This is a genomic window from Streptomyces sp. NPDC056600 (genome assembly GCF_042792855.1).
In the GTDB taxonomy this organism is placed as follows: Bacteria; Actinomycetota; Actinomycetes; order Streptomycetales; family Streptomycetaceae; genus Streptomyces.
Genome location: NZ_JBHTVQ010000019.1, coordinates 26533 through 52969 on the forward strand (window position 1 = coordinate 26533; position 26437 = coordinate 52969).

Consider the following 26437-nt stretch of genomic DNA (forward strand, 5'->3'; position numbering starts at 1 on the left):
CACAGACTGACCCACCCCGCCCTCTAACGTCAACCTCCATTATTTTTAGAGAGCGACACACAGCACCCACCCGGACAGGGATCCATCACCGCCCTCCACTCCTCGTCCGCCATGCCCTCCAGCAGCGCGAGGTTCATCCCGCAGACCAGGGCGGGGAACTCGTCCGCCAGCGCATGGAAGGGGCAGTTGCGCAGCCGCAGCGTCCCGCCGTCCCAGAACGGCTGATAACCGCGGCTCTCCAGCACGTCCACGAGTTCCCCGGAGGCGGCGTCCGGGTCGCCCGCGCCCGCCGCTCTCGCCGCGGCCTGCAACTCCCGGTCCAGACCCGCCTTCTCCACCACCTCGGCGAGCATCCGCCCCGCCGCGTCGTAGGAACGGGGAGGCACCGACACCGCGTGCTCACCCTCGGCACGCCGGTACAGCTTCGCCGGCCGTCCCGCCCCCGGCCCGGCCCGCCCGGACAGCCGCCGGAACGACACCTCCAGCAGCCCGGCCTCGACCAGCTTGTCCAGGTGATGCGCGGCCAACGACCGCGACACCCCCACCGCCTCCGCGGCGGCGTCCCGCCCCACCTCACCCGGGGCCGAGGCGACATGTCGATAGAGCCGTCGGCGCACGGGGTCTCCCAGCACACCCACCACGGCGAAGGCGGAGTCCTCAGCAGTCATCCACCGAGTCTATGACCAGTCCTGGTTGGCGAAAGAGGGCGACGGGATGCGGAGGCTCGCCTCTGCTGATGATCACCCCGCCTCGATGTCGCGGTGGGCCGCGGACTTCGCCGAGGCGGGCTTCCCCGTCGTCAGCGAAGGCGTCGGCTTCCGGCCCGCGGGCGGCGCGTCAGCGGCCCGGTAGCGGCATCAGGGTGTGTGCGAGCTGGACGCGTGAGTGCAGGCCGAGCTTCCGGTAGACGCGGGTGAGGGTCGCTTCGACGGTCTTGACGCTGACGGTCAACGCGATGGCGATGTCGCGGTTGCTCGCTCCGGCGGCGGCGAGTTCGGCGCAGCGTTGCTCGGCGGAGGTGAGGTTGGGGTGGGTGTCGGTGCCCGCGCGGACCCCTTCCAGCCTGCTGAGGGTGTGCGCTGCGGTCTGCGCCCAGGGGTGTGCCTGGTGGGCGGTGAAGAGGTCGGCGGCGGCCTGCGCGGCGGTGCGGGCGCCTGCGCGACGGCGTCCGCGCCGTTCGGTGTGGCTGAGGGCCAGCAGGGTCCTGCCGCGTTCGAGGGGGAGGTGGCGGAGGCGGTCGGCCGCGCCGGCGAGGCGCCGGGCCGCGGTGTCGTGGTCGCCGCGGGCGGCGTCCAGCAGCGCCTGCGAGCGTTCGAGTGCGGGCAGGACCGCCTCCCGGCCGAGGCCGCTCGCGGTGCGGCGGGTGTCGTCCAGCAGGCTCTGCGCCTGGTCGAGGCGGCCGAGGGCGACGAGGGTCTCGGCGAGTTCGGGGTGCCAGCGCAGGACGGACGGGTCGCGGACCTGCTGGAGCTCCTCCAGGACGCGGACCTCCTCCAGCGCCTCGAGGGCCTCCGTGAGGCGGCCGGCGGCGAGGAGGAGGTGGCCGAGGGCGAAGAGGTTCCGGGAGAGGAAGACCTTGTTGTCCTCCTGCCGAGCGGTGTCCACGCCACGGCGTGCGTGGACGAGGGCGAGGTCGGTGCTCCGTGCGGCGCCTTCCACGAGGGCGGAGGTGTAGCAGGCCGGCGCGGGTGACAGGGCGGTCCCGTCGGTCAGCGCCTGGGCACGGTGGGCGTGCTCGAGCGCCCTGGCGCACCGTCCGGCGCGCAGTTCCGCCTCGGCCAGTCCGCGCAGGATGTCCACCTGCGCCTCGGCGTCTCCCGTCCGCTCGGCCTCGACGAGCAGGGGCAGCAGCACGGTGCGGGCCTCGTCCGGGCGGTCGTCGAAGAGGGCGTGCCGGGCGGCGAGGTGCTGCGGCGTGCCGTTGACCGGGACGGGGGTGGTGCGTGGCAGGGCCAGGGCGCGGCTGAGCGTGGACGCGGCGTCGGGGTGGCCGAGGATGCGCTGGACGCGGGCCTGCATCGTGAGGGCCATGACGGCGGCCGTGGTGTCGCCGGCGGTGTCGGCGAGGGTGGTGGCCCGTCCGGCCAGGGCGCACGCCCGGTGGGGGTCGCCTTCGTTGACGTTGGCCCAGACGGCCTGGCGGATGAGGATCCGGGCGGTGAGGCCGGGGTGTCCGGCTGCCGCGTGGAGTGCGTCGGCGAACAGTTCGTCCGCGCCGTGCAGGTGCTGGCCGCTCGCGTCGATCAGGGCGATGAGGGCGTCGACCCGCTGGGCCGGGGTGGTGTCGTGGCCAAGGACGAGGCGGGCGGCGGCCCGGCCGCGGGGGAGGTCTCCGTAGTGGGCGGCGTCGCGGGCGGCGGTCAGGGCCCGTTCGGTGAGCAGGTCGCCGTCGTCGTGCGGGGTGCGCTGGGCGGCGAGGAGGGAGAGCTCTGCCGCGAGCGCGTGTTCGCCGCGCCGCCGGGCGCGGGCGGCGGCGCGGGCGGCGTGGTGGGCCGCGAGCGGGTCGGCGGCGTCGGACGCCAGCACGGTGTGCCGGTCGCGGCGGCCGCTGTCGCGGACGGCCTCGGCCAGGCGGGCGTGCAGGACTCTGCGCGCGTGGCCCGGCAGCCGGGCCACCAGTTCGGCGCCGATCGCGGAGGCGGTGAACCGCACCGTCCCGTCGGGCTGCCCGAGGTCGACGAGTCCGGCCGCCTCCGCCTCGGCCAGCAGGCTCTCGGCGGCCGGGCCGGCGAGGTCGCCCAGCAGGTCGAGGTCGGGCCGGTCGTCGAGTGCGGCGAGGGTCAGCAGTTCCTGGGCCTCCCTCGACACGGTGCCCAGCCATGCGCCCACCAACGGGCGGGCCGGAGGCCGAAGAACGAGGTCGTCCTCGGCGTACGGGGCGAGCGAGGCGTACGGGGCCTGCGGGGTGCGCGAGGCGATCGGCACGGAGGCGTGGCCGTGGTCGCGGGCCTGGGCGAGTGCCAGGGCCAGTGCCGGGTTGCCCCCGCTGTGGGCGTGGATGCGTGTGATCTCGCGGGGGGCGAGGCGGTACGAGGACAGCAGGGTCGCGACCTGCGGGGCCGTCAGGGCCGGGACGCGCACCGCGTACGCGTCCTCCCCGCACCAGTGTCCGCCGGTCCCCGGGCGCCAGGTGCGTTCGGCCGCGACGACGGGGAGGTCCGGGATCAGGCGCAGCGCCCAGCCCAGGACGTCCGCGCTGGCCGCGTCCAGCCACTGGGCGTTGTCCACCAGCAGCGTCATGGGTGGTGCCTCCCGCAGCATCGCGGCGGTCTGCCGACGCAGCCGCAGGGCCGAACCGGCGTCGTCCGGGGAGCTCTGCCGGTCGGCGATCTCGTCCAGTTCGGCCGCCAACTCCCGTGCGGCGGGCAGTTCCTGGAGGGCCAGCGCGAGTTCGAGCAGGCCGGCACAGGGCACCTGGGCGTCCCGCGGACGCGGGGCCAGCCGCAGGACGGGAAGGCCCAGCCGTCGCCCCAGCGCCTCGGCCGCGGTGGTCTTGCCGCTCCCGGGCGGCCCGAACAGGACCGTCCGGCGGGTGCCGTGCACGTCCTCCGGCACCACCGGCAGCACGGGACCGGCCCCGTGGAAGGCGCTCACCCGCGTCGCAGATTCTGGCATCGGGCCATGGTGCGCCCACCGGGCCTGTCGGGTCCAGGTCAAGGGGTTGCCCTGATGCCGGCCGCCTCACGCGTCCCTAGCCTCATGCCACAGCCGAGCCAACCGCTGCTGAACGCCTCCCGCACCCCAGATGACGTCCTGCGGCATTTCCCCGACACGGCTCGGCGGAGGGATCGTGATGAACCGCAAGAACGCCCTGGCAGTCACTTTCGCGGCAGCACTCGCCCTGGGCTCGGTGACCGTGGTGGCCACCCAGTCCACCGCGGCCGCCGACGGCTCCGCCGCCCGGTCCGGTGCCGGCTTCCGGCCGATGACGGCCGACGCACGCGGCGAGGCGATACGCACGGCAGACCGGAAGGCGGCCGCGACCGCCCGCGCGCTCGAACTGGGCCCCGGCGAGCGCCTGATGGCCAAGGACGTACTGCTCGACGCCGACGGCACCCGGCACGTGCGCTACGACCGCACCTACAGAGGCCTGTCCGTGATCGGCGGCGACCTGGTGGTGCACCTCGCCGAGGACGGCCGGATCACCGGCTCGGACCTGTCGCACCAGGGCGCGATCCGGGTCTCCGGCACGACGCCGAAGCTGACGGCGGCCGACGCCTCGGCCGCGGCCGTGAAGCACGCCCAGCACGTGCGGAAGCCGAAGGCGGGTCGCGAGGACAGCACCCTGGTGGTGTACGCGGTCGGCAAGGTGCCGGTTCTCGCCTACCGTTCGACGGTCACCGGTGCGGGCGAGGCGGGCCCGGCCTCGCGTCAGGCGGTGATCGTGGACGCCGGCGACGGCGCGCTGCTGGACCAGTACGAGCTGCACCAGAACGTCACCGGCACCGGCAACGGCGTCAACGTCGGCCAGGTGTCGCTGGAGACCACCCAGTCCGGCAGCACCTACACCCTGACCGACGCGGCGCACGGCGGCACGGTCGTTTACGACTCGTACAACAGCCCCCAGACGAACCCGAAGCAGAACGCACGGGCCTTCTCGAAGTCCACCAACTCCTGGGGCAACGGCTCCACCTCCAGCCGTGAGAGCGCCGCGGTCGACGCCGCCTACGGCCTGGCCGAGACCTGGGACTACTTCAAGGACACCTTCAACCGCAGCGGCATCCGCAACGACGGCCGCGGCGCCCCGGCGTACGTCCACGTGGGCACCAACCTGGTGAACGCCTTCTACGACGACGACTGCTTCTGCATGTCCTTCGGCGACGGCTCCTCCCAGAACAGCAACACCCCGCTCACCGCGCTCGACGTGGCCGGCCACGAGATGAGCCATGGCGTCACCGCCGCCACCGCGAACCTCAACTACTCCGGCGAGTCCGGCGGCCTGAACGAGGCCACCAGCGACATCTTCGGCACCATGGTCGAGTTCTACGCCGGCAACGCCGGCAACGCCGGCGACGCCGGCGACCCGGGCGACTACTACGTCGGCGAGAAGGTCAACATGTCCAACGGCTACCTGCGCCGCATGGACAACCCCGCCGCCGACGGGAGTTCGCTGTCCTGCTGGACCTCCGGCGCCGGTTCGGCGGACGTCCACTACTCCTCCGGCATCGGCAACCACTTCTTCTACCTGGCCTCCGAGGGCACCGGGGCGAAGACCATCGGCGGACGCTCACACAACGGCACCACCTGCAACAACGACACCTTCGCGGGCATCGGCAAGGACAAGGCCGCCGCCGTCTGGTACCGGGCGCTCAGCGCCTACATGACCTCCACCACCAACTACGCCGGCGCCCGCACCGCCACCCTGCAGGCCGCCGCCGACCTGTACGGCAGCAACTCCCAGGAGCGGTACCTGCTCTCCAAGGCCTGGGCAGCCGTCGGCGTCGGCACCGCACTGCCGGACCCCGGCACCGGCACCCCCTCCCCCTCGCCGTCCACCACGCCCCCGACCGGGAACGCGCTGACCAACGGCGGCTTCGAGCAGGGCACCGGCGGCTGGACCCAGAGCGACGACATCATCACCAACTCGTCGCTGCAGACCGCGCACGGCGGGTCCTGGTACGCCTGGATGATGGGCTACGGCGCCGCCGCCGTCGAGTCCGTGTCCCAGTCCGACATCGCGGTGCCCTCCACCGGCGCCCCGAAGCTCACCCTGTGGCTGAAGGTCAGCACCCAGGAGTCCGGCTCCACCGCCTACGACACCCTCAAGGTCAAGGTCAACGGCACCACCCTGGCCATCTGGTCCAACGCGAACGCGAGCTCCGGCTACGTGCAGAGGACCGTCGACCTGTCCGCCTACAAGGGCCGGACGGTGAACCTGGAGTTCGCCGGCACCGAGGACGCCTACCTGTCGACCGTCTTCCTGGTCGACGACATCGCCATCGGCTGACCCGCCCCGCCACCACCGGCGCTCCTGCGGCCGGAGCCCCTGCCGGGGTGCTCCGGCCGCGGGAGCCGCCCGTGTGCGACGACCCGGACGACGCGGCCGCCTTCGAGACGCGCGACGTCCTCCACCACCACGGCCCGGAGAAGCTGGTCATCGGCAGGTTCTGCGCCCTGGGGACGGGGATCCGGTTCACCATGAACGTGGGGAAGGGGAACGTCGAGGGGCCGTCCGTACGGTGGTTGGCGCCGGGGACACCGTCGTCGGCAACGCCGTCCGGTTCGGCCGCACCCGCTGCAGCGAGCAGGACGTCGCCCGGCTGCTCGCGGTGGCCTGGTGGGACTGACCCGTGGGACACATCACCGACCACGTGCGGACCATCATGTCGGGCAGCCTGGACGAGCTGGAGGCCGCCGGGCGGGTGCGCCCGGCCGTTGAACCCGGCCGTCGAACCGGGCCGTTAATTCGGCGGCGCGGCGGCGTCGTCCCGTGGTCGACTGTGGCGCCCACGGGACGGGCCGGCCGCGTCGTCCGCCCCTCACCACACCCCGCACCTCCTCCGGAGTCCCCTTGCCCCTGCGCGTCGCCGCCCTCGCCGATCCCGCCGCCACCCCGGCCGGTCACCGTCTCGCCTGGCTGGCCGAGGACGGGGACGGCAATCCGCTCGGCTCCGCCTTCCTCCGGGTGTTCGCCAAGGAGGGGCAGGACCACCTCGCCGAGCTGCGGGTGAACGTGCACCCGGCGGAGCGCCGCGGCGGGGTCGGGTCACGGCTGCTGGCGGAGGCGGTGGCTGCCGCCCGGGAGCACGGGCGGCGGTCGGTGATCGCGCCGGCCGACGCGGGCACCCCCGGGGACCGCTTCCTCGCGGCGAAGGGTTTCCGCAAGGTGCTCGCCCTGACCTACGCCCGGCTGGCCCTGGACGAGCTCACCGGCGAAGCCATGCGCGAACTCGACGCGATCGTCGACCGCCCGCACCCCGGCTACCGACTCGTCTCGTGGCACGGCGCCGTCCCCGCGGAACTGGTCGAGACCTTCGCCCGCTCGCGCCGGGCGATGGACGACATGCCGATGGACGACACCGACCACGGCGTCGTGACCTGGGACGTCGAGCGGGTGCTGGCCGCCGCGCAGGCCGTCGCCGACCGCGGCGACCTGCTGACCACGGTGGCCGTCGTCGACGAGTCGGACGGGTCGATAGCCGGCTTCACCGAACTCGTGGTGCCGGGCGACGGCAAGCGCGACGGGCAGCACTACGGCACCGGCGTGCTCCCCGAGCACCGCGGCCACGGCCTCGGCCGGTGGATGAAGGCCGAGTCGATTCGCCTGGCGCGCCGCGAACACCCCGAGCTCTCCGGTGTGGTCACCGACACGGCCGACAGCAACACGCACATGCGGCGGATCAACGACGCCCTCGGTTACGTCCCCACGCACAAGGCCCTGGAGTACCAGCTCGACCTGTGAAGCACCCCTTCGCGGGCCCGCGCCCGGGCGTGCCCGCGCTGAGGGCCCACGAAGGACACCCGACCCACGCAGCGAACCGGTCAGGCGGGCCGGAAGTGACGCAATACAACGTTGTCGCGACGTTGACATGTACGCAACCTTGGAATGGGAGCGCTCCCGCGCGCTCTCCCCATGCGACCGTCCCGCTCCCTCCGAGGAGGACCCCCATGACCCGTTCCGCACTCGCCGGCCGATTACGCCGCGGCCCGCTCCTCGTCCTCTCCCTCATCACCGCCGCGCTGTTCTCGCTGGTCCCCACGAGCGGCACCGCCTACGCCCACGGCTCGGTGGTCGACCCCGCGACCCGCAACTACGGCTGCTGGCTGCGCTGGGGAAGCGACTTCCAGAACCCGGCGATGCAGCAGCAGGACCCGATGTGCTGGCAGGCCTGGCAGGCCGACACCAACGCCATGTGGAACTGGAACGGCCTGTACCGCAACGGCTCCGCGGGCAACTTCCAGGCAGTCATCCCCAACGGCCAGCAGTGCAGCGGAGGCCGGACCGAGAGCGGCCGCTACAACGCCATGGACGCGGTCGGCAACTGGAAGGCCACGGACGTCGGTTCCAGCTTCACCCTCAAGCTGCACGACCAGGCCCGGCACGGTGCCGACTACATCCTCGTCTACGTCACCCGGCAGGGCTTCAACCCGCTCACCCAGGCGCTGACCTGGAACGACCTCCAGCTGGTCACCCGCACCAGCCGCTACGCCGCCGGCTCGGACTACAACGTCCCGCTGAGCATCTCCGGACGCAGCGGCCGGGCCGTGATCTACACCATCTGGCAGGCCTCGCACATGGACCAGACCTACTTCCTGTGCAGCGACGTCAACTTCCGCTAGCCCGGGAGACGTTCTGAAGCCCCGCCGGGCGCTGCCGTCCGGCGGGGAGCAGTTCCCCACGCCTACGACCGGTAGTCCGCCCAGTTGGCCTCCTTCACCGAGGGGACCCCGGCGGGCAGGTGGGTGTCGTTGGTGCAGCCGACCTGCTTCTCCACGTCCCGGGCCATCTGGAACAGGATGTCGAGCCCGGTCCGCCGAGCTTCCAGGGCGGACAGCCCGGCCTCCCGCATCGGCCGGGCGACGACCTCGACGGACAGGTACCTGTCGCGCTTGATGTGGCCCGGGGCGTCGGGCGGCAACTCCGTGTCGCACTCGAAGTAAATCTTCTGAGCATCTCGCAGGTAATAGGCGAGAACTCCGGCATCCATCCGCGTCGGGGCGTCCCCCGGGCGGTAGCTCACGGGATCGTCCTCGACCGGGTCGGCCGGGAGGTCTTCGTCCTCCCAGCTCACATTGATGTCAAGGACCTCCGCCACCCCGCTACCGTCGGTCTCGACGTCGTAGGCGCAGTAGCTCGGCCAGTGGTCGTCGGCCACGCGGAAGGCGCTCATCTCGCGATGGAACCGGTCCCCGGGGCCCAGTAGCTTCTGCATCGTGTCCTGCCGTGGTGTGCCGTTCCAGCAGGGCTTGACGGGTGCCTTGAGCGCCTCGGCCTCGTCGCGGGACCGGAACCACCACACCCCCAGCCCTGCCACAAGCAGCGCCAGCACGACCACGACACCGAGCACCGCCGTTCTGCCCGACATACTTCTGGCAGCCATCTCTTCCCCATCCCTTCCTCACCCGCCCGGCGGGAGAGGGCCGGTCATCACGGTCCTGTCACCACTGTCACTTCGGAGGGTTGCGCTGGTAGTGGTCCTTCGCCTGTCGCTGCAGGTCGCGGCCCTCGGCAAAGCCGCCACCTGCCTCTTCCGACACATCCATGCGCAGTTCGGACGGGTCCACACCTGCGGGGTCCCCCGCCGCCCTCAGGCCGGCAGCCGCTTGGTCCATGGCGTTCTGGCGTCCGTTGAAGGACGTCTGGCCGGCCTCGTGCGCTCCCTTGGCGGCGGTGTTGCGCTCAGCGCCCTCGACGGCCGCCCCGACGACGTGCTCGGTGACGCCGTTGATCACCTCACCGGCGATCGGTACCCGCTCGGTGGCAAGGCCGACCGTGGAGCCGAAGACCGAGTTGAACAGGTCGGCTTTCTTCTGCAGAGCCTCGTTGTAGTCCTTGTCGCTCTGCTGCTGGCCCGTGATGATTTCGTCGTGCCGGGCACCGGTCAGGATGCCCTCGATCGTTCCGGTGCCCCGTGCCACGTGCTTGAGGTTTTCGGCCGGGACTCCCGTGTGGCTCTCGGGGTGGGCCACCACGTCCTCCATCAGGCTCGCGGAGTAGTTCTCCGCGCCCAGCGTCGCCTCCGCGTATCCGTCCGGGTTGCGCCCGACCGCGTCGAGGAACTCCACGGTGGCAAGGGTGTCGGGGAACTTCCGGGGATTGCCGTACAGGTCGTCGAAGGCGTCGGACTGGCGCAGGGTCGCGTTGATTTCCGGCATGTACTCGCCTGCCATACGGCCGAAGCTGTCCGCCATGAGGTCGTCGGACAGGCTGGGGTCGGAGGCGACCTCCCGCACGATCTCCTGCATGATCGCCTGACGTTCGGGAGTGTGCTCCGGGTGCGTCCCCGTCCCCGCGTGGTCGTACGGGAGACCCGTGACCGCGGCTTCGAGGGCATGCCCCAGTGCGTCCTTACCGTGATAGACGATCTTGTCCTGGGCCATCGGGGCTGTCACGTCGGGGATCCACTGCCGCGCGCCGTCACGCTTGGGCTCGTTCCCGTCCGGGCCGCCGAGGTCTCCGAGGAGGTAATGAAGGTTGGTCATCTCCTCGCCCGGACCGGCGGCGTTGCGACCGAAGAAGTCCGTCGCGGCGTCGGGGTTGTGCCCGTAGGCCTCGAGCAGCCCGGTCATCGGATCCCAGCCGCGTCCGCCCTGGCCGGTGGCGTTGAGGCCGAAGTCCTTCATGCCTGAGTAGCTGCCGTCCGGCCGGCTCCAACTGCCGCCACCCCGCTCGTAGGCGATCATGTCGTCGGCGACCTTGTCGAGGAACTTCTTCGGATACTCGCCCTCGCGCAGCAGGTTGCCGAGGACCTGGTAGCCCATCGGGGCCACTCGGTTGCCGGACATCTGCAGGTCGAGTTCCGACTTGCCGAGCTTGATCAGGTCGTCGGTCCACTGGTCACCCAGGCCTGGGATGGCGGTGGCCAGTGCCGTGCCCATGCCGGTCTGGATGGTCCGTGCGAGCCGCATCTGCTCGCCGCCCTCGGCGGTGCCGTCGAGCGACAACTGCGCCTGGAAACGCAGCGCTCCCTCCGGCCCGAGGGAGCGATAGAGATCGGTCGCAAACTCCTTGTCGTCCGCGTTGTACTTGACGAGGGTCGCCAGCTCGCGGAGCTCGCCCTCCGAGAGCTCCTTCCCCTCCTTGTAGAGCCGCAGGCTCTTCTTCGCCAGCTCCTCGGCGCGCTGTGCCTGGGCATCGTCCAGCGAGGTGTAGGTGTCGTGGCCGAAGTTGTACGTGTCGCCCCGGTGGCTTCTGGCCAGTGCCATGGTCACCGAGTCGTCGATCTCCCGGGCGTGCGAGACGATCTCGGCGATGCGGTCTGCGAAGCCCTGCGCCACCTTCCGCTCGGCGTCGGTGTGCTGGTCGTTCGACGTACGGTCGCGGGGATAGAAGACACGCACACTGCCGTCGAAGTTGTCGGCGACCCTCAGCCCATGCTGGGCCGCGTCCTGGTTCACCGCCGCCAGTTTCTTCTGGAGGGCGAGCAGCTCGCTGTGCCCGTCCTCGATGACCTGGTAGATACTGTTCGCCTCGGCGTGGGCGTCCGAGAACTCCTTGGCGGTCTTGCGGACGAACGGCCGCGTGATGTCGGAGTTGACGCCGGCCCAACGCGCGGACTCCGACTTGGCCAGCATGCCCTTTTCGGCCCGTTCGGCCAGCGTCTTGAGGTCGTCGACGATTTTCTTCCAGTCGTCGACGGCGGTCTTCAGCTTCCCGAGGTCGACCTCGGTCAGGTCGGTCATGGTGATGCCGGACAACGCGATCCCCCGCCGCTACTTGAAGTACTTGTCCAGTTCCGAGACGGGCGCCCCCGAGCCGTCCCGCCCCCTGATCGACGCCTCCACCTGCGCGTCGTCGTTCGCGTGGAGCTTCTTCGAGAAGTCCAAGTGGTTCGAGATGTGGGCACACGCGTCGAGGAGCGACTTCAGCTGCCCCGTCCAGACCTCCACGGTCAGCGAGAGGCTGTCGCCCATGGCGAAGTTGGAGCTCTTCAGCTCGGTGGCGGCCCTCATGGACGAGCCGGACCCCTGGTCGTCGAGGCCCATCCCGGCGACGTCCGCCTTCTCGCGCAGGTCGGCGTGGAGCTCGAACGCCTCGTGGCCGACGGCACCCAGGTCGTCCTGGCGGACGACAAGGTCCTGGCCGCCCCCACTGCCGCCGCCCTCCGCAGGCAGCTGGTTCAACCGCATGTGGCCGCCGTCACCGTGGTGACCGGCGGCCTGCCGCTTGAGCTGATCCCATTCGTCCCATGCCACAGTGACCACCCCCGTGAGTCAACTTCGTTGTGCTCCGCTGCTATTCGAACCATTGCGCCTGGCACGAAGTCTCAACATAGAGCCGTCCACGGAGTATCACCATCCACTCCGGGAAACCAGGCGGGCCCGCGGCCGGTCAGCCGAGGCTGGCGTAGCCGAAGAGCGCGAAGCCCAGCAGTACCGGTGCGGCCAGCCACCAGGAGCGGACCGCCGCGTAGACGCCGGCGAAGACGGTGAAGACCAGGGTCAGGACGCCGGCGATGCCGGCCAGCAGGCGCAGGGCGTCGGAGAGCGGCATCTTGTCGGCGACCTGGACGCTGGTGACGATGAACGCGATCACCGCGGCGAGCAGGCCCAGCGTGCCCAGCGACTCCGAGCGCAGCTTGGCCAGTTCGCCCTCCTCGCGCTGCCGGATGGCCTCGGCCACCGCGGTGAGCCGCTGGTCCATCTCCTGCTCCAGCCGCCGCGTCGTCTCGTGCAGGGACTGCCGGATGCGGCCGGTCTCCGCGCGGAGGCGGACGTCGGCGCGCAGCCGCTGGTACTCGATGACCCGGATGGCGTAGCCGTTCAGGCTGGAGTCCTCGAGCTCCATGGCCCGCTGGATCGCGGCCTCGGCCTCCTCGTACCTGCCCAGCAGGGCGCACAGTTGGCCCTTGACCGCGCGGAACCTCGCCCGTTCCGGGTCCGCCTCGATCGAGCGCTCCACCCGTGCCAGCGCCTGTCAGGTCCGCCTCGGGGATCTCGACGCCGGACCAGCCCAGTTCCGCCAGCGTGCGCGCGTGATGGGCCACCAGGGGCTGGTTGTTGGGGTAGGCGTCCAGTGCCCGTGCGGCGAACTCGACCGAACTCGGCAGGTCCGGGCCGCCGGGGTGCAGCATGGCCATGTCGGAGTCGAGCACGGCCCGCATGGGCATGTCGTCGAAGTGTCCGGCGTGGCGCTCGTAGAGGCGGCGGAAGCGGTCGGAGTCCAGCGACCTGCGGTGGCGGGCGAGCAGGACGTACAGCGCGTCGAAGCCGCGCTTGCGGTTGCCGGGGGCGGTGACCAGCGTCTCGAGAGCCGTCATCTCCTCCTCGGTCAGCCGTCGCAGAGGGCGCCTGCCCGCGCCTGGTACTCCGACGAGGCATGCGGGGGCATGTCGTCGAGCGCCCCGGTGATGTCGGTGGAGAGCATGTCGTGGGTTCCTCCCGCCCCTGGCACGGGACCGGCGGCCGGCGTCCCCGCGCTGCTGCGGCCCTGCGGCCGCGACGCCCACAGCAGATCTCCCGAACTGAAGATCCACAAGCGGGCATCCGGACAAGGGCGTTGCCAGGCGGCGGAGTTGACCCGGTGGGCGCCTGCCACTCGGCATGGGTCAGGGCCGGTCCCCCTCGACCCGCCCGCGCGGCGGGGCGAGCGGGACGGGGCCTTCCATGTCCACGTCGGCGAACAGGTCCAGCATCCGGCCCAGGACCTTCAGGCAGGCGTCCACGTCCTCGTGGGTGAGGTCGCCGTCGACCTGGCGCAGCAGGGTGCGTTCGTGGGCGGTGACGGCGGCCACCGCCTGCGCCCCGGCGGGGGTGAGGGCGATCAGCGGGGAGCGCCGGTGCGCGGGGTTGGGCCGGCTCTCCGCGAAGCCGCGGGCGACGGCGTCGTTGACCATGCGCTGCACGAACTGGCGGCTGAGCGCCTGTGCGCGGCTCATCCGGGGGACGGTCAGCGGGCCGTGCCGGTCCAGGAGGTCGAGGACGGCGCGCACGCCGACGCTCACCCCGTCGACCGGGGTCTCCTGCTCCACCTTGCGGAACACCTTGTGGTACAGCGGGCCGACCAGGTCGAAGACCTCGGTCAGCCGGCGGGCCCGGGCGTCGGGGTCCATGGGGCCGGTCGTCGGCCGCTGCTCTTCACTCACGTCGTCCACGCCCCGATTATGACACCTCGGTTGTCAACTCCGCGAAACAATGACACCTTGGTTGTCATGAAGACGTTCCTCAGTGACGACGGTGAGCTCGCCTACACCGAAGCAGGCCCCGACGACGGCCCGATGGTCGTCCTCCTGCACTCCGGCTTCGCCGACCACACCGTCTGGCGGTGGCAGGTCCCCGAACTGGCCGAGCGCTTCCACGTGGTGGCGATGGACCTGCGCGGGCACGGCCGCTCGGCCAACGCGAGCCGTCCCTTCCGGGTGGCCGACGACGTGGCGGCCCTGATCCGCCACCTGGACGCCGGACCGGCCGTGGTGGTGGGGGTGTCCATGGGCTCGGGCATCGCCGTGGAGACCGCGCTGGAACACCCGGACACCGTGCGGGCGTTGGTGATCTCCGGCGGAGGGGTCATGCCGCTCCCGCCCGGCCACGACCCGAACGAGCCGCCGCCGATGCCGACCTTCCCGCCCGACTGGCCGCTCTCCTCGATGCACCGTCATGATCCCGAGGCGGTGGAACTGCTCCGGAAGGCGCTGGCGGGCACGATGGCCAAGCACACGCCGGACGAGCCCAACCTCCTGGTGATGGTCCCCGACGTGCCCGCGCGCCTCGGCGAGCTGGCGAAGGTCCCCGTGCTGGCGTTGGACGGCGAGCACGACTCCCCCGGTTTCCTCGCCGCGACGGCGGCGGTGACCGGTGCGGTCGAGCGGGGCGAGAGCGTCCGCGTCCCCGAGGCGATGCACCTGCCCAACCTGGAGAACCCGCGGGCCTACAACCAGGCCCTGCTGACCTTCCTCGCTTCCCTCTGAGGTCCGCTGCGAGTGGCCTACGGCCCGTGGGCCCGGGGCGGAAAGGCCGCCTCGGGGCTGAGGTTCCGCGTGCCTGGGAGTGATGGGGCGGTCCGGGACCGACCGACCCGCAGCGCCCGGCCGTCCCGGCCGAAGGAGCCTCAGCCCTCGGCCGGGAGCGACACCTCCCAGGTCAGCGCCGTGCCGCCCTCCGGCGGTGTGTCCAGCCGCAGCGCGCCGCCGCACTGTTCGGCGCGTTCGGTCATGTTGCGCAGGCCGCTGCGCCGTCCGCCCGGGGTGAGGCCGACGCCGTTGTCGGTGACCGTGAGGCGGACCGTGCGGCCGTCGGTCTCGACGATCACGTCGACCCGGTCCGCGTGGGCGTGGCGGGCGACGTTGGTCAGGGCCTCGGAGAGGACCGCCACCAGGTCGTCGGCCGTGCGGGCGGGGACGACCGTGTCCACCAGGCCCTCCATCCGCACGCCCGGCGCGAAGCCGAGGACGGGGGCGGCCTCGCCGGCGACGCCCACCAGGCGCGAGCGCAGGCCGGCGGTGCCCTCGTCGGCCCGGGCGCGCAGTCCGAAGATGGTGGACCTGATGATCTTGATGGTCTGGTCGAGGTCGTCGACCGCCCGCAGCACCCGGTCCGCCGCGACGGGGTGCTCGATGAACCGCCCCGCGCTCTGCAGCGTCATCCCGGTGGCGAAGAGCCGCTGGATCGCCAGGTCGTGCAGGTCGCGGGCGATGCGGTCGCGGTCCTGGAGCACCGCCATCTGTTCCGCGTCGCGGCGGCGTTCGGCGAGCTCCATGGCGATCGCCGCCTGCGCCGCGAAGGCTTGCAGTTGCTCGGTCTCCTCGCCGGTGAAGGCCGATCCGCCCGCCTGACGGGCCAGCAGCACGACGCCGCGGACGCCCTGACCGCCGTCCCCGATGGGCACGGCGACGGCCGGACCCCGGCCGGGCAGCAGCGAGACGTCGTCCGGGAGTCCCCCGCCGTCCGCCGGGCGGTCCGACCAGAAGGCCGGGGCGGCCGTCGAGAAGGAGCGGCCCAGCAGGCTCTCCCCCACCTTGAGGACCAGGCCGCCGAGTTCGTCCGCGCCCTCGCCGGTGGCCAGTTCCACCCGCAGGCAGCCGTCGTCGTCCAGTGGCACCGCGACCACGGCGCGGGCGGCGCCGGTGATCTCCCGGGCCCGCTCGGCCATCAGGCCGAGCACGTCGGAACGGCCGGTGCCGGACATCAGGCTGTGGGTGATCTCGGCGTTGGCCCGCAGCCAGCGCTCGCGCAGCCGTGACTCCTCGTACAGGCGGGCGTTGTCGATGGCGACGCCGGCCGCGACGGCCAGGGTGGACAGCACGGACTCGTCGTCCTCGTCGAACTGGGCGCCGCCCCGCTTCTCGGTGAGGTAGAGGTTGCCGAAGACCTGGTCGCGGACCCGGATCGGGACGCCCAGGAAGCTGTTCATCGGCGGGTGGTGGGGCGGGAAGCTGTACGAGGCGGGGTGTTCGGACAGCTTGGTGAGCCGCAGCGGTTCGGGGTGGCGGATCAGTTCGCCGAGGATGCCGTGCCCCTCCGGGAAGGGTCCGATCTCGGCGATCTGCTCGTCGCTCACGCCGATGGTGTGGAAGGCGGACAGGCGCCGTCCGTCCGGGCCGATCACGCCGAGCGCCGCGTACCGCGCGTCGACCAGGACGGCGGCGGCCTCCACGATGCCGTGCAGCGCCTGCTGCAGGTCGAGCTCCCTGCCGACCGACAGGACGGCCTCCAGGAGGCTGTGCACGCGGTCGCGGGTACCCCTGGCCGCGTCCAGCCGGGCCTGCACCTCGCCCAGCAGTTCGTCCAGCCTCAGCTGCGGCAGCCGCACCCGCGGCCCCGGGGATTCCTCAGCCACCGGTCGGCCCCCTCCACACTGTTTCTCCGACAACGGTCCGCGACCGTGAAGATTACGTGACGGCACGGCAGTTGTGGGGCGGGGGGCCGGAAACGCCGCCACCCCCGCGAGGTACGCGCGGGGGTGGCGGAACCGGTCGTACGACCGGCGGGGACCAGCGGGGCGGCGGCTGTCAGCGGCCGGCCTGGAGCGCTCCCCAGGTGCCGGAGCCCACGATGCCGTCGGCGGTCAGGCCGCGGCTCGTCTGGTAGTCGCGGACCGCGGTCGCCGTGCCCGAGCCGAAGACGCCGTCGGCGCTCACGGTCCGGCCGAGCGCCGCGGTCAGCCCGCGCTGCAGGCGCTGCACGTCGGCGCCCGAGCTGCCCTGCTGGAGGACCGGCTTGGTCCCCGCGGTGAGCAGCGCCGTCCAGGTGCGGGCGCCCACCACGCCGTCGGAGGTGAGGCCCTTGGCGGTCTGGAAGGACTTCACGGCGGCGGTGGTCCCGGAGCCGAAGATGCCGTCGACCGTGCCGGCGTTGTGACCCTGCTGGTTGAGCAGGTACTGGGCGGCGCGGACCAGGTCACCGGTGGAGCCGGCGCTGATCGAGGTGTAGGCCGGGAAGCTGAGCTGGACCTGGCCGCCGGTGTTGGTGCCGCCGACCAGCTGCATGTAGTAGGTCCAGTCCCAGTAGGGCCCGGGGTCGGTGTGGTCGTTGCCCGGCACCTCGACGTGGCCGACGATGTGCGTGCGGTCCTTGGGGATGTTGTACCGGTCGGCGAGGTGCTTGGTGAGGGCGGCCGACGAGCGGTACATGGCGTCGGTGAACCACTTGGGCTCGCTGATGTACCCCTCGTGCTCGATGCCCACGCTGTAGGGGTTGCCGGACCGGGCGTGCCAGGCGGTGTCCTTCTCCCGGACCGACTGGGTGACCTGGCCGTCCGAGGAGCGGATCGTGTAGTGCGCGCTCACGTCGGAGGACGGGTTCTGGAACCAGCTGATGGACCCCGCGTACGACCCCTGGGTGACGTGGATGACCACATGGGTGATGGAGGAGGTGCGTCCGACCGTGTAGTTGGAGGCGTCGGCGGGCACCCACAGGGCGGACGCGTAGTCGGTGCTCTGGACGCCGAACTCGCCGGTCGTCGAGCGCTCGAGCTTCCCCCGGTCGGGCTCGACCGCCCGGGGGGCGACCGTCACCGCCTCGCCGGTCTCGGCCCGGGCGGTCAGCCCCTGGCCGAGAAGGTCGTACACCGCGTCCGCGTAGAGCCGGGCGGCCCGGTCGTCCTTCGCGCCGCCGTATGCGGCCACCGTCTCGTACCAGGCGGCCGGGTCCCGGCGGTCCGCGGCGCCGAGGCCCCGCTCGTCGGCGAGGGCCCGCAGGACCGCGGCGCCGCCGCGGATGTTCGCGACGGTGTCCTCGCGCAGCCGCTCCGCGGACAGCCCGGTGAGGCCGGCCGCCCGCTCGAGGGTGCGCTGGTCGGGGTTGCTGACCAGGTGCATCACGCCGTAGCCGTTGGCCTGGCTGGGCTCGCCGTCGTGGCCGTCCAGGCGGCTCTCGCCGTAGGCGACGGCCACCAGCAGGTCGCGCGGCACCCCGTACTCGGCGGCGGACCGCGCGAAGGCACGCGCCACCGACCCGGCCGTCTCCTCGGCGGCCACCCCGCGGTCCGGGGCGGGTGCGGCGACGCCGGCAGGAGCGCTCGTCACCATCAGGGCGGCCGCCAGCAGCGCGCCCAGCGCGGGCACGGCGGTACGTCTGAAGCGGGCCGTGCGCGTGCGGAGCGCGGTTCGTGTGCTCAAGGGTTCCTCCAGGTCGCCGGAGCGGCCGCGGGGGCGGCCGTGTCATGAGGGCGCCCCCACTCCAACCGATCAGTCATGCACGCGTCAATAGCGCCTCGGTGTTTCGAGTCGCATGGGCACGCCTGCTGACGGGATGTCGGCGGGGATCCGCTCCAGGACCCCGCCCGCGAAGACGTCGTACAGGGGCAGCGTCTCGAGGTGGACGTAGCCGATGTGACAGTCGCAGGACGCGAGCGGGCAGGCACGGGGGCGCAAAGCCGTACGGAACGAATCGTCGTACAGATTGCCCAGTTCCGCACGGACGAAGTGGCAGCGGCGGACCGTTCCGTCACCGTCCACCGAGACCACCGACTCCCCCGTCCGGCAGGGCAGGCCCGCGCTGCGGTGCGGATGGCGGCTGTACGGGAACAGCGGGTCCAGCGCGGTCCACGGCTCGGCCTCCTCGTCCGTATAGGTGTGCTCTTCGGCCGCGTTGACCCACAGGTACACCCGTTCGGGCAGATCGGCGCGGAGCCGCCGGGCGTGGTCCAGGTGCTCCGGAAGTGCCACCACGCCCACGCTGAAGCGCACCCCGCGCGCCGTCAGGTCGTGCGTCTTGGCGAGGAAGCGCTCGTAGGGCGTCTGTCCGGGGTGGTAGGTGCACCAGAGGGCGACGGTGTCCGCGTCGGCCTCGGACAGCCAGTCCGTGCGGCAGCTGAGGTTGGTCTGGACGGCGACGCGGCGCACGTGCGGCAGCCGGGACAGCCGCACCACGGCCCGCCGGTACCAGGACCGCACCAGGCCTTCGCCCCACGGAGTGAACAGGATCGAGAGCGTGTCCTCCTTCCGGGCGGCCGCCCAGTCGGTGAAGCGTTCCAGGGCCGCCCGGTCGGCGCGCAGCTGGGCGGTGGTGTCGCGCCGCTTGGCGAAGGGGCAGTAGGGGCAGTCGTAGTCGCAGGAGGCCAGCGGCCCCCGGTACAGCAGCGTCAGATCCATCGCGGTCCGCTCACTTCAGGTCGTAGGCGGCCATGGCGGCGCGGACCGCCGGCGAGAACAGTTCGGGGCCGAGCGCGTCGGAGTGGGCCAGGCCCTCCTCGGAGAGCCGCAGCAGCCCGGCGGGCGCGGCCCCGTCCAGCCAGCCGCGGGCGGCGAAACGGGCCAGCTCCCCGGGGAAGTGCTCCTCGGGGCCCGCCCCGAACCGGGCGCGGTAGTCGGCCTCGTCCATGCCGTCGGCCTGCAGCACCGACTGGAGCAGGTGGCGGCGCCGGGCCTCGTCGGCGTCGATCTCCCGGCCGTACTCGGCGTACCCGAAGTCCTCGGCGGGGCGCGTGGTCCAGTCGTCGACGATGGCGCGGATCTCCCGCATGTCCACGGCGTAGTCGAACGAGTAGTGCAGGGCCCGGGTGTAGGAGCGGGCCCCGCAGCCCAGTCCGATCATGCCGTCGGTCTGGCAGGCGTAGTCCTCCTCCCCGGTCGCGGGGGCGTCGGCGCGGCGGAACATGCGCATGGACCGCTGCTCGTAACCGCGCTCGCGCAGGTGGTCGCGGCCCAGACGGTAGAGCGCGAGGCGCTGCCGGTCCCAGGCGGCGTCCGCGTCGGCGCCCAGCCGGCCGAGGCCGGTCAGCGGGCGGACGTAGAGCGGGTAGAGGTAGATCTCCTCCGGGTTCCAGGCGAGCGCCGCGTCCAGCGACTCGCGCCAGGTCCGCTCGGTCTGGCCGTCGATGCCGTAGATCAGGTCGATGTTCAGGACGGGTATCCGGGCGTCCCGGATCCGGCCGAGGGCGGCCTCCACGTCGGCCCGGCGCTGCGGGCGGACGGCGGCGCGCGCCTCGGAGTCGACGAAGCTCTGGACGCCCAGGCTGAGCCGGGTGGCGCCACGCTCCGCGAGGACGGCGAGCCGGTCGGCGGTGGCGGTCGCCGGGGAGGCCTCCACGGAAAGCGGGACGGCGCGCAGGTCCACGCCGGTGCGCCGCTCGGCGATGTCGCAGAGCCGCTCCAGCTCGGCGGCGGTCAAAAAGGTGGGGGTGCCGCCGCCGAACGCGGCGGTGGCGAACCGCACCGGCCCGTCCCCCAGGGCCTCGCGCACGGCGGAGGCCTGCCGGTCCATGGCGTCCAGGTAGGCGCCGGCCAGCCCTTCGGGTGCGCCGATCCGGGTGAACAGGTTGCAGAAGCCGCAGCGGACCTCGCAGAACGGGATGTGGAGGTAGAGCGAGAGCGCGTCCTTGGGCTCGCCGGCCCACAGGTCGCGCAGCGCGGGCCGGGGGTCCAGGCGCCGGTAGGCGGTCTTGTGGGGGTAGGCGTACACGTAATGGCTGTACGGGCGCGGGCCGGCAGGCGCCTCGAGGGCGACGGGGGTGCCGGCGGGAGCAGGGACCGGGGCTGGGGCCGGGGCGTTCATCGCGTTGCCTCGTCGTGGTCGAGGAAGAAGTGGGCGTAGGGCACGGTCCACACCACGGGGTGGCCGAGACGGTGACCCGTCCAGCCGTCGTCCCCGTAGGCGGTCCCGTGGTCGGAGCAGACGAGCGCGAAGCACCGGCGGCGGCTGCTCATGGCGGCGAAGAGACGGCCGATGTGCCGGTCCACGTACTCCAGGGCCGCCGCGTGGGTTGCCCGGGTGTCCCCGTCCTCCCGGGTCGCCCCGGGCAGGTGGAACCAGTTGGGCTGGTGCAGGGCCGAGACGTTGAGGAAGAGGAACAGCCGCCGCTCCCGCGGGAGCCGGGCCACCGCCTTCTCGGCGCAGGCCACCTGGGCCTCGAAGGAGGTGGGCGAGGGCACGCCGAACTCCGGCTCCCAGTGCGACTCCGCGAAGAGCCCCGGCAGCACGGAGCCCAGCGGGGCCTGCTTGTTGAAGAAGCCGACTCCGCCCACGCAGACCGTGTGGTACCCGACCCCGGCCAGCCCGGAGACCAGGTCGGGGGTGTCGTACACGAAGGTGCGCGGGGCCGTGGTCTCACTGCCCGCGAACCGGGCGGCGAAAAGCCGCGGATGAGGGCCGGGCCGGGCCGGGGTGGGGAGGAAACCGGCGAACATCGCCTGGTGGGAGGCGTAGGTGAAACTCCCCGGCGCGTGCCGCTCCTCCCACCGCCCGCCGGGCAGGTGGCGGGCGAGGTTCGGGATGCGCCCGGCCTCGGCCAGTTCGACGGCCACGTCGTACCGGAGGGTGTCCAGGGTGACCATCAGCAGGTCGTGACTGCCGACGATCTCGTTCATGTCCGGCTCAGCGAGGAGCGACGGTGGCTGCGGGGGCATGGAGGTTCCTCGTACTGTGCGGTGGCGCGAAGGGCGTCGTGTGCGGTGGTGCGGGGGGCGTCGTGTCCGGTGGCACCAGGGGCGTCGTGTGCGGTGGTGCGGGAGGCGTCGTGGCGCGCGGGGCGGCGCGTATCTGGGCGGCGTAGGTGTCCAGTCCCTCGGCGCCGCTGCCGGGCAGTCCGGTGAGGCGCGGCAGCAGGTCGCCGAAGGCGTTGACCTCGCCGACGGCGAAGCGCCGCCAGCCGACGGCGGGCAGCAGGTCGACGCCCACGCAGAGGGTGCGGGGGAAGCAGGCGGCGGCCCGCTCGCAGACGGCGAGCAGGCCGGCGAAGTCGCCGCCGGCGGCCTCGACGGCCGTACGGACGGCGGCCAGGTCACCGCGCTCGCCGCCGAGGTGCAGGTTGGTCAGGGGCGAGCGACTGGTGCGTACCACGGCGTGGGTGGCCCGTCCGGCGACGACCACCACCCTCAGGTCGCAGGTCCGGCCGTCGACGGCCGCCTTGGGCACCCAGCGCTCCAGGTGCAGTCCGTCGGGGGCCAGCGCGTCGGCCACGGCGGCGATCTCCCGCTCGGCGTCGTGGCGCCGCAGGTGCAGCGAGTTGAACAGCCGCCCGTCACCGGCGCGTTCCACCGAGGTGGTGGCGCGGATCCGGCCGCCGGAGGCGGTCTCGATCGCCAGCACCCCGGAGGCCGAGGAGCCGTGGGCGAGCTTGAGGAAGACCCTGGGCATGCCGTGCTCGCGCATCAGCGTCCGCACGTCGTCCCAGCCGCGGACCGGCGGCGCGTCCGGGCCGGAGGTCGGTGACACGGGCACCGGGACCCCGGCCTCGCGCAGCACGGCGTGGCAGCGGCGCTTGTCGAAGAGGACCGCGAGTTCGGCTGCGTCGTCGAGACGGCGGCCGCCGGTCAGCGTGCGGGCGGCGGCGGTGAAGTGCCGGTACCAGCGCGCGGATCCCTCGACCCGGGCGGGATCGTCGACGCCGCGCAGGATCCGGTCGACCTCGGGGTTCTCGCCGGGCGAGTCGATCCGGACGGTCTCCTCGGCGGAGAACCGCGCCCCGCCGTCGCGCAGGACGTCCAGCCACGGCACCACCCGCGGCGCGGGCAGCCCGGCCTCGCGTACCGCGGCCGCGAAGAGGGCGACCCGGCGGTTCTCCGGGTTGCCGACCACCGCGAACCGGGTGGGGCGGTCACTCGGCGACGGCGACATAACGCCCTCCCGGGCCGTGGGAGAGCGCACGGCCCATCAGCAGCCGCACGCCGTGCGGCTCCAGGGCGAAACGGAGCCGTGCGGCCATCGGGTCGCTGAGGTAGTGGTGGCTCAGGTCCAGGGTCCGCAGGTGGGTGAGCGGCTGCCCGGCCAGCAGCGCGGAGCCTCCCTCGTCGCCCAGGGTGCCCTTGGCCAGGCTGAGGGACTCCAGCTGCGGCACCACGGGCGCCCCGGCCACGGCGGAGGCGATCTCGTCCTGGATCTCGCTGTTCGCCAGGCCGAGGTGGCGCAGCGCGGGCAGCCGGCCCTCGGGGTGCAGCAGGGGCAGGACGTCCTCGACGGTGGTGTCCCCGCCGTAGTCCCGCGCTCCCAGCCAGATGTCGAGGTGCCCCAGCGCGGGCAGGTCGCATCCGCCGAGGCCCTGGACGATCTGCCGGGGCAGGTTCCCCGACTCGATGCGCAGGTCCCGCAGCGCCTCGTGGCGCGTCGGGGCGACGTCAAGGTGGTCGCCGCCGCGCACGCCGAGCTTCTCCAGCAGCGGGAAGGCCTTGAGCAGCGGGGTCAGGTCGCAGAGCTGGATCCAGGAGATCTCGACCTCCTCGCTCACCACGTCGGCGAGGTGAAGGGCGCGCAGGGCGGGGAAGCGGTGGCTCTCCTCGACGAGACGGTCGACGGTGGCGGTGATGGCGGTGCTGTGGTCGTCGTCCCACCAGGTGCCGATCACGAGGGCGGTGACCTCCTCGACCGCCACCTCGTCGAGGAACCGCCGCCAGACGGGGGTGAAGGGCTGGTCCCAGGCCGCTCCCGACAGGCGCCAGGCCACCGTCGCCGGGGAGGGGAAGGGCCCGTCTCCCTGCCCCGGGGCGGGGAGCGCGAAGACCGGCAGGCCGTGGAAGCGCTGAAGATGGCCGGAGCGGAAGTTCACGGCCGGGCTCATTCGGCCACGGCGATGTAGCGGTGGATCTCGCCCTCGTCCTCCCAGGACTCGGCGTCGTCCTCGTCGAGGTCGAGTTCGACACCGGCCGGTTCGAGCGTCCGCCGGAGACGGTCCCTCAGGTCCGCGCCCAGGTAGTGGTGGTGCAGGTCCAGCTTCCTGAGGTGGGTGAGCGGCTGGCCCGCCAGCAGCGCGGCCGCCCCCTCGTCCGTCAGGGTGCCCATGGAGAGGTCCAGTACGTCCAGCCGGGCCACGACCGGGGCGCCGGCCAGCGCCTCGGCGATCCCGTCCTGGATCACGCTGTTGCGCAGCGCGAGGTACCGCAGCGAGGGCAGCCGGGTGCCGGCCAGGATCGGTTCGAGGTCGCCGGGTTCGGCGTCACCGCCGTACATGTCGGACCCCAGCCACAGGTCCAGGTTCTCCAGCGCCGGGAAGTCGCTCGCCGCGATGCCACGCACCACTTCGGCGCCGAGGCCGCCGGTCTCCACCACCAGCGTCTCCAGCGCCTCGTGACGTACGGGCGGGAAGACGAGGCTGCTGCCGCCGCGTACACCGAACCAGCGCAGTCCGGGGAAGTTCTCCAGGAGCGGGGTGACGTCCGACTGAATGATCCAGGAGATCTCGGACTCCTCGCTCGTCATGTCGCCGAGGAAGAGGGCGCGCAGTGCGGGGAGCCGGTCGCGGGCCGCCACGATCGCCTCGACGATCTCCTTGCTGGACTTCTCGTAGGCGTCGTTCCACGCGCCGACGATCAGGGCGCGCACGCGGGCCAGATCCACGGCCCCGGCGAACCGGGCGAACACCTGCGCCCATTCCTCGTCCGAGTCGTACACGTCGACGGAGAGGCGCCAGGCGACGGTCTCCGGCTCGGGCAGCGCGCTCTCCTGTCCGGGCTCCGGGAAGGTGAACGAGGGCAGGCCGTACAGCTCGTCGAGGTGGTGGTTGACGGTCATGCGCGCGCTCTCCTGACGGTCCCCGGTTCGAACAGCTGAATTGCCGCTCCGTCGGAAGTTCTACCAAGCGCCACCGACAGTGACGACGGCGGGGACGTTCCGCGACGGTGCGTTGTCGGTGGCGGCTCCTACTGTCGAAGACGTGTCCGGGCGACGGCCCCGGCGCGGAGTCGAGGGGAGAGCTCTGTGTACCGGCAGGGAGACGTGCTGATCGTGCCCGTGGCCGCCGAGGCGGTGCCGCGTCAGGCGGTGGACGCGCCGGGCGAGGCGAGGGACGGCCGGGGGCGGCTGGTGCTCGCTCTGGGCGAGGTGACCGGCCATGCCCACGCTGTGGTCGGCGCGGGCCGACTGGTGCGCGACAGCGGCCCGTTCGGCCCGCTGCTGCTCCATCTCCCCGAGGGAGGACGGGTCGTGCACGAGGAGCACGCGGCGATGCCCCTGCCGAAGGGCTGGTACCGGGTGATCAGGCAGCGGGAGTACGTGCCGGGTTCCGTGCGGCTGGTGGCCGACTGAGGCGGGGCCGGGACCACCGGGCGGGACGGCAAGGCAAGTGGCGCGAGAGGGCGGGGAGATGACGATGACGAACGACGCGACGACGACCGGCGGGGTGATCACGGCCGGGGGTGTGGCGCGATGGCGCCGTGCGGCGGCACGGACGGGTCCGGCGGACCGCGCCGCGGCGGAGGAGGGCGTGCGCCTCGCCTACCGCAGGGCGGGACTGTCCGGACCGGAGCGGATCATATGGGCCGCCTCCCCCCGCGAGGCCGTGACCCTGCTGCCGGCCGCGGAGGGGCTGGGGCGCAGCGTCCGCGACGCCGTACGCACGGCGCCGTGGGCGGCCGAACGCGAGCGGCTGGGCGCCGCGTTGGGGCCGGCGGGCTGGGGCTCCCACTGGGCGGCGACGGGCGGACTGCTGTGGGAGACCACCCGCCTGCTCACCGAGCGGATCACCGCGGCGCTGACCGACGAACTGGCCGGGGACGACGCGGCGGCACGGACACGGATACGCCTGCTGCTCCTCGACGCGGTGCTCGGCCAGCACGACGCGGCCTGGCTGTGCGCCTTCGACACGGACCGCGCTCCGCTGGACGGGGCGGCGGCGGTGGCGGGCGCCGCCGGCTGGTGGTGGCCCTACGAGAACGTCGCGGTGATCTGCGAGCGTCCGGTGGAGCTGCATCGGGACGAGAACGGGCGGCTCGACCGCGGCGACGGCCCGGCGCTCGCCTACCCGGACGGGTTCGCGCTGTACGCCTGGCGCGGCATGCCGGTGCCCGCCGCGTTCCTGGCGGAGCTGCCGTCACTCACGCCGGAGCGGATACGCGGCGAGGAGAACGCGGAGCTGCGGCGGGTGATGCTGGAGCACTACGGCTACGACCGCTACCTCGCCGACTCCGGCGCGCGGCCGCTGCACCGGGACGAGGCGGGGGTGCTGTGGCGCATCGACCTGGTGGACGACGAGCCGGTGGTGATGGTCGAGGTGGTGAACTCGACGCCGGAGCCGGACGGGACGTTCCGCACGTACTGGCTGCGGGTTCCGCCGCGCACCCGGACCGCCCGCGAGGGCGTCGCCTGGACGTTCGGTCTCGCCGAGGAGGCGTACGAGCCACTCCGCGAGACCTGAGCCCCGGTGCCGCGCGTGCCGACGCGGCCCGGGCCCTCGTCGTCGCGAGCCGCACGGCGGGCCCACGCCGGGGCCGCACGGCGGACCCACGCCGGGGCCGGCGGGCCCCACGGCCCGAGCTTCCGCACGGACGGCGCGAGCCACGCGGCGGAGCCGCGCAGCCCGAGCTTCCGCACGCCGCGGGCGGCGCCCGGAGCACGCCCCGCACAGCCCGGGCTTCGCATGGCGCGCTCGCACAGCCCGAACTGCCTCACAGGGGCGGCCGCAGGCGGGGCC

General features: G+C 72.8%; 21 protein-coding genes and 1 pseudogene. 7 read left to right on the top strand and 15 right to left on the bottom strand.

From position 1 onward, the window contains the following. Window positions 1-29 precede the first annotated feature (29 nt). A complete protein-coding gene (locus tag ACFRAV_RS12410; RefSeq protein ID WP_382554271.1) occupies window positions 30-668 on the bottom strand; it encodes a helix-turn-helix transcriptional regulator in 639 nt (212 codons plus the stop codon). Between the two features lie 169 nt (window positions 669-837). Beyond that, complete coding sequence (locus ACFRAV_RS12415) at window positions 838-3615, bottom strand: LuxR C-terminal-related transcriptional regulator (RefSeq protein ID WP_382554274.1); 2778 nt, start codon at window positions 3613-3615, stop codon at window positions 838-840. Between the two features lie 178 nt (window positions 3616-3793). Here ACFRAV_RS12415 and ACFRAV_RS12420 point away from each other — a divergent pair, with 178 nt between their 5' ends. The 4 genes and pseudogenes from ACFRAV_RS12420 (at window position 3794) to ACFRAV_RS12435 (ending at window position 8280) form a co-directional block, all read left to right on the top strand. Continuing rightward, window positions 3794-5947 (top strand): M4 family metallopeptidase, encoded by a 2154-nt coding sequence (locus tag ACFRAV_RS12420; protein WP_382554275.1) that lies wholly within the window; start codon window positions 3794-3796, stop codon window positions 5945-5947. 77 nt (window positions 5948-6024) lie between these two features. Beyond that, window positions 6025-6365 (top strand): annotated as a pseudogene (locus ACFRAV_RS12425) (antibiotic acetyltransferase); the annotation flags it as partial. Between the two features lie 146 nt (window positions 6366-6511). Beyond that, the gene (locus tag ACFRAV_RS12430; RefSeq protein ID WP_382554276.1) at window positions 6512-7402 is read left to right on the top strand and encodes a GNAT family N-acetyltransferase; all 891 of its coding nucleotides are present in this window, start codon (window positions 6512-6514) and stop codon (window positions 7400-7402) included. A gap of 206 nt (window positions 7403-7608) precedes the next feature. Beyond that, entirely contained in the window at window positions 7609-8280 is a 672-nt protein-coding gene (locus tag ACFRAV_RS12435) for a lytic polysaccharide monooxygenase (protein ID WP_382554279.1), read from the top strand. A 62-nt stretch (window positions 8281-8342) separates the two neighbouring features. On the opposite strand, the gene ACFRAV_RS12440 is transcribed toward ACFRAV_RS12435, so the two are convergent. The 5 genes from ACFRAV_RS12440 to ACFRAV_RS12460 form a co-directional block, all read right to left on the bottom strand. Next, complete coding sequence (locus tag ACFRAV_RS12440; RefSeq protein WP_382554281.1) at window positions 8343-9041, bottom strand: hypothetical protein; 699 nt, start codon at window positions 9039-9041, stop codon at window positions 8343-8345. A gap of 67 nt (window positions 9042-9108) precedes the next feature. After that, the gene (locus tag ACFRAV_RS12445; RefSeq protein ID WP_382554284.1) at window positions 9109-11343 is read right to left on the bottom strand and encodes a hypothetical protein; all 2235 of its coding nucleotides are present in this window, start codon (window positions 11341-11343) and stop codon (window positions 9109-9111) included. A gap of 30 nt (window positions 11344-11373) precedes the next feature. After that, window positions 11374-11856 carry a hypothetical protein gene (locus tag ACFRAV_RS12450; RefSeq protein ID WP_382554400.1) on the bottom strand — a complete coding sequence of 161 codons (483 nt, stop codon included), beginning with the start codon at window positions 11854-11856 and terminating at the stop codon, window positions 11374-11376. Window positions 11857-11992: 136 nt separating this feature from the next. Then, complete coding sequence (locus ACFRAV_RS12455; protein WP_382554287.1) at window positions 11993-12562, bottom strand: hypothetical protein; 570 nt, start codon at window positions 12560-12562, stop codon at window positions 11993-11995. Window positions 12563-13208: 646 nt separating this feature from the next. Further along, a complete protein-coding gene (locus ACFRAV_RS12460) occupies window positions 13209-13712 on the bottom strand; it encodes a MarR family winged helix-turn-helix transcriptional regulator (protein ID WP_382554402.1) in 504 nt (167 codons plus the stop codon). Between the two features lie 99 nt (window positions 13713-13811). Between ACFRAV_RS12460 and ACFRAV_RS12465 the strand changes: the two genes are divergently transcribed. Next, window positions 13812-14567 carry an alpha/beta fold hydrolase gene (locus ACFRAV_RS12465; protein WP_382554288.1) on the top strand — a complete coding sequence of 252 codons (756 nt, stop codon included), beginning with the start codon at window positions 13812-13814 and terminating at the stop codon, window positions 14565-14567. A 140-nt stretch (window positions 14568-14707) separates the two neighbouring features. On the opposite strand, the gene ACFRAV_RS12470 is transcribed toward ACFRAV_RS12465, so the two are convergent. The 8 genes from ACFRAV_RS12470 to ACFRAV_RS12505 form a co-directional block, all read right to left on the bottom strand. Then, complete coding sequence (locus ACFRAV_RS12470; RefSeq protein ID WP_382554291.1) at window positions 14708-16435, bottom strand: GAF domain-containing protein; 1728 nt, start codon at window positions 16433-16435, stop codon at window positions 14708-14710. Window positions 16436-16607: 172 nt separating this feature from the next. Next, entirely contained in the window at window positions 16608-18125 is a 1518-nt protein-coding gene (locus ACFRAV_RS12475; RefSeq protein WP_382554404.1) for a peptidoglycan-binding protein, read from the bottom strand. 174 nt (window positions 18126-18299) lie between these two features. Beyond that, window positions 18300-19190: an STM4011 family radical SAM protein gene (locus tag ACFRAV_RS12480; RefSeq protein WP_382554293.1), complete on the bottom strand. Its 891-nt coding sequence runs from the start codon at window positions 19188-19190 to the stop codon at window positions 18300-18302. A 10-nt stretch (window positions 19191-19200) separates the two neighbouring features. Further along, window positions 19201-20592: an STM4012 family radical SAM protein gene (locus tag ACFRAV_RS12485; protein ID WP_382554294.1), complete on the bottom strand. Its 1392-nt coding sequence runs from the start codon at window positions 20590-20592 to the stop codon at window positions 19201-19203. Then, window positions 20589-21404: an STM4013/SEN3800 family hydrolase gene (locus ACFRAV_RS12490; protein WP_382554406.1), complete on the bottom strand. Its 816-nt coding sequence runs from the start codon at window positions 21402-21404 to the stop codon at window positions 20589-20591. Before ACFRAV_RS12490 ends, ACFRAV_RS12485 begins: the two co-directional genes overlap by 4 nt. A 7-nt stretch (window positions 21405-21411) precedes the next feature. Next, complete coding sequence (locus ACFRAV_RS12495; protein WP_382554296.1) at window positions 21412-22653, bottom strand: STM4014 family protein; 1242 nt, start codon at window positions 22651-22653, stop codon at window positions 21412-21414. Beyond that, entirely contained in the window at window positions 22634-23590 is a 957-nt protein-coding gene (locus ACFRAV_RS12500; RefSeq protein ID WP_382554299.1) for an STM4015 family protein, read from the bottom strand. Before ACFRAV_RS12500 ends, ACFRAV_RS12495 begins: the two co-directional genes overlap by 20 nt. Beyond that, window positions 23587-24540 carry an STM4015 family protein gene (locus ACFRAV_RS12505; RefSeq protein WP_382554300.1) on the bottom strand — a complete coding sequence of 318 codons (954 nt, stop codon included), beginning with the start codon at window positions 24538-24540 and terminating at the stop codon, window positions 23587-23589. The genes ACFRAV_RS12500 and ACFRAV_RS12505 overlap by 4 nt, the downstream gene beginning before the upstream one ends. Before the next feature lie 186 nt (window positions 24541-24726). On the opposite strand from ACFRAV_RS12505, the gene ACFRAV_RS12510 reads away from it, so the two are divergent. Together ACFRAV_RS12510 and ACFRAV_RS12515 are read left to right on the top strand one after the other, a co-directional pair. After that, window positions 24727-25053 carry a hypothetical protein gene (locus ACFRAV_RS12510; protein ID WP_382554302.1) on the top strand — a complete coding sequence of 109 codons (327 nt, stop codon included), beginning with the start codon at window positions 24727-24729 and terminating at the stop codon, window positions 25051-25053. 58 nt (window positions 25054-25111) lie between these two features. Further along, window positions 25112-26161 carry a DUF6745 domain-containing protein gene (locus ACFRAV_RS12515; protein ID WP_382554305.1) on the top strand — a complete coding sequence of 350 codons (1050 nt, stop codon included), beginning with the start codon at window positions 25112-25114 and terminating at the stop codon, window positions 26159-26161. Window positions 26162-26437: the final 276 nt, after the last annotated feature.

What these genes read in the sequence shown, in the direction of transcription:
- ACFRAV_RS12410 (WP_382554271.1), bottom strand. Translation starts at nt 668, where the DNA reads ATGACTGCTGAGGACTCCGCCTTCGCCGTGGTGGGTGTGCTGGGAGAC.
- ACFRAV_RS12415 (WP_382554274.1), bottom strand. Translation starts at nt 3,615, where the DNA reads ATGCCAGAATCTGCGACGCGGGTGAGCGCCTTCCACGGGGCCGGTCCC.
- ACFRAV_RS12420 (WP_382554275.1), top strand. Translation starts at nt 3,794, where the DNA reads ATGAACCGCAAGAACGCCCTGGCAGTCACTTTCGCGGCAGCACTCGCC.
- ACFRAV_RS12435 (WP_382554279.1), top strand. Translation starts at nt 7,609, where the DNA reads ATGACCCGTTCCGCACTCGCCGGCCGATTACGCCGCGGCCCGCTCCTC.
- ACFRAV_RS12440 (WP_382554281.1), bottom strand. Translation starts at nt 9,041, where the DNA reads ATGGCTGCCAGAAGTATGTCGGGCAGAACGGCGGTGCTCGGTGTCGTG.
- ACFRAV_RS12445 (WP_382554284.1), bottom strand. Translation starts at nt 11,343, where the DNA reads ATGACCGACCTGACCGAGGTCGACCTCGGGAAGCTGAAGACCGCCGTC.
- ACFRAV_RS12460 (WP_382554402.1), bottom strand. Translation starts at nt 13,712, where the DNA reads ATGGACCCCGACGCCCGGGCCCGCCGGCTGACCGAGGTCTTCGACCTG.
- ACFRAV_RS12465 (WP_382554288.1), top strand. Translation starts at nt 13,812, where the DNA reads ATGAAGACGTTCCTCAGTGACGACGGTGAGCTCGCCTACACCGAAGCA.
- ACFRAV_RS12475 (WP_382554404.1), bottom strand. Translation starts at nt 18,125, where the DNA reads ATGGTGACGAGCGCTCCTGCCGGCGTCGCCGCACCCGCCCCGGACCGC.
- ACFRAV_RS12480 (WP_382554293.1), bottom strand. Translation starts at nt 19,190, where the DNA reads ATGGATCTGACGCTGCTGTACCGGGGGCCGCTGGCCTCCTGCGACTAC.
- ACFRAV_RS12485 (WP_382554294.1), bottom strand. Translation starts at nt 20,592, where the DNA reads ATGAACGCCCCGGCCCCAGCCCCGGTCCCTGCTCCCGCCGGCACCCCC.
- ACFRAV_RS12490 (WP_382554406.1), bottom strand. Translation starts at nt 21,404, where the DNA reads ATGAACGAGATCGTCGGCAGTCACGACCTGCTGATGGTCACCCTGGAC.
- ACFRAV_RS12495 (WP_382554296.1), bottom strand. Translation starts at nt 22,653, where the DNA reads ATGTCGCCGTCGCCGAGTGACCGCCCCACCCGGTTCGCGGTGGTCGGC.
- ACFRAV_RS12500 (WP_382554299.1), bottom strand. Translation starts at nt 23,590, where the DNA reads ATGAGCCCGGCCGTGAACTTCCGCTCCGGCCATCTTCAGCGCTTCCAC.
- ACFRAV_RS12505 (WP_382554300.1), bottom strand. Translation starts at nt 24,540, where the DNA reads ATGACCGTCAACCACCACCTCGACGAGCTGTACGGCCTGCCCTCGTTC.
- ACFRAV_RS12515 (WP_382554305.1), top strand. Translation starts at nt 25,112, where the DNA reads ATGACGATGACGAACGACGCGACGACGACCGGCGGGGTGATCACGGCC.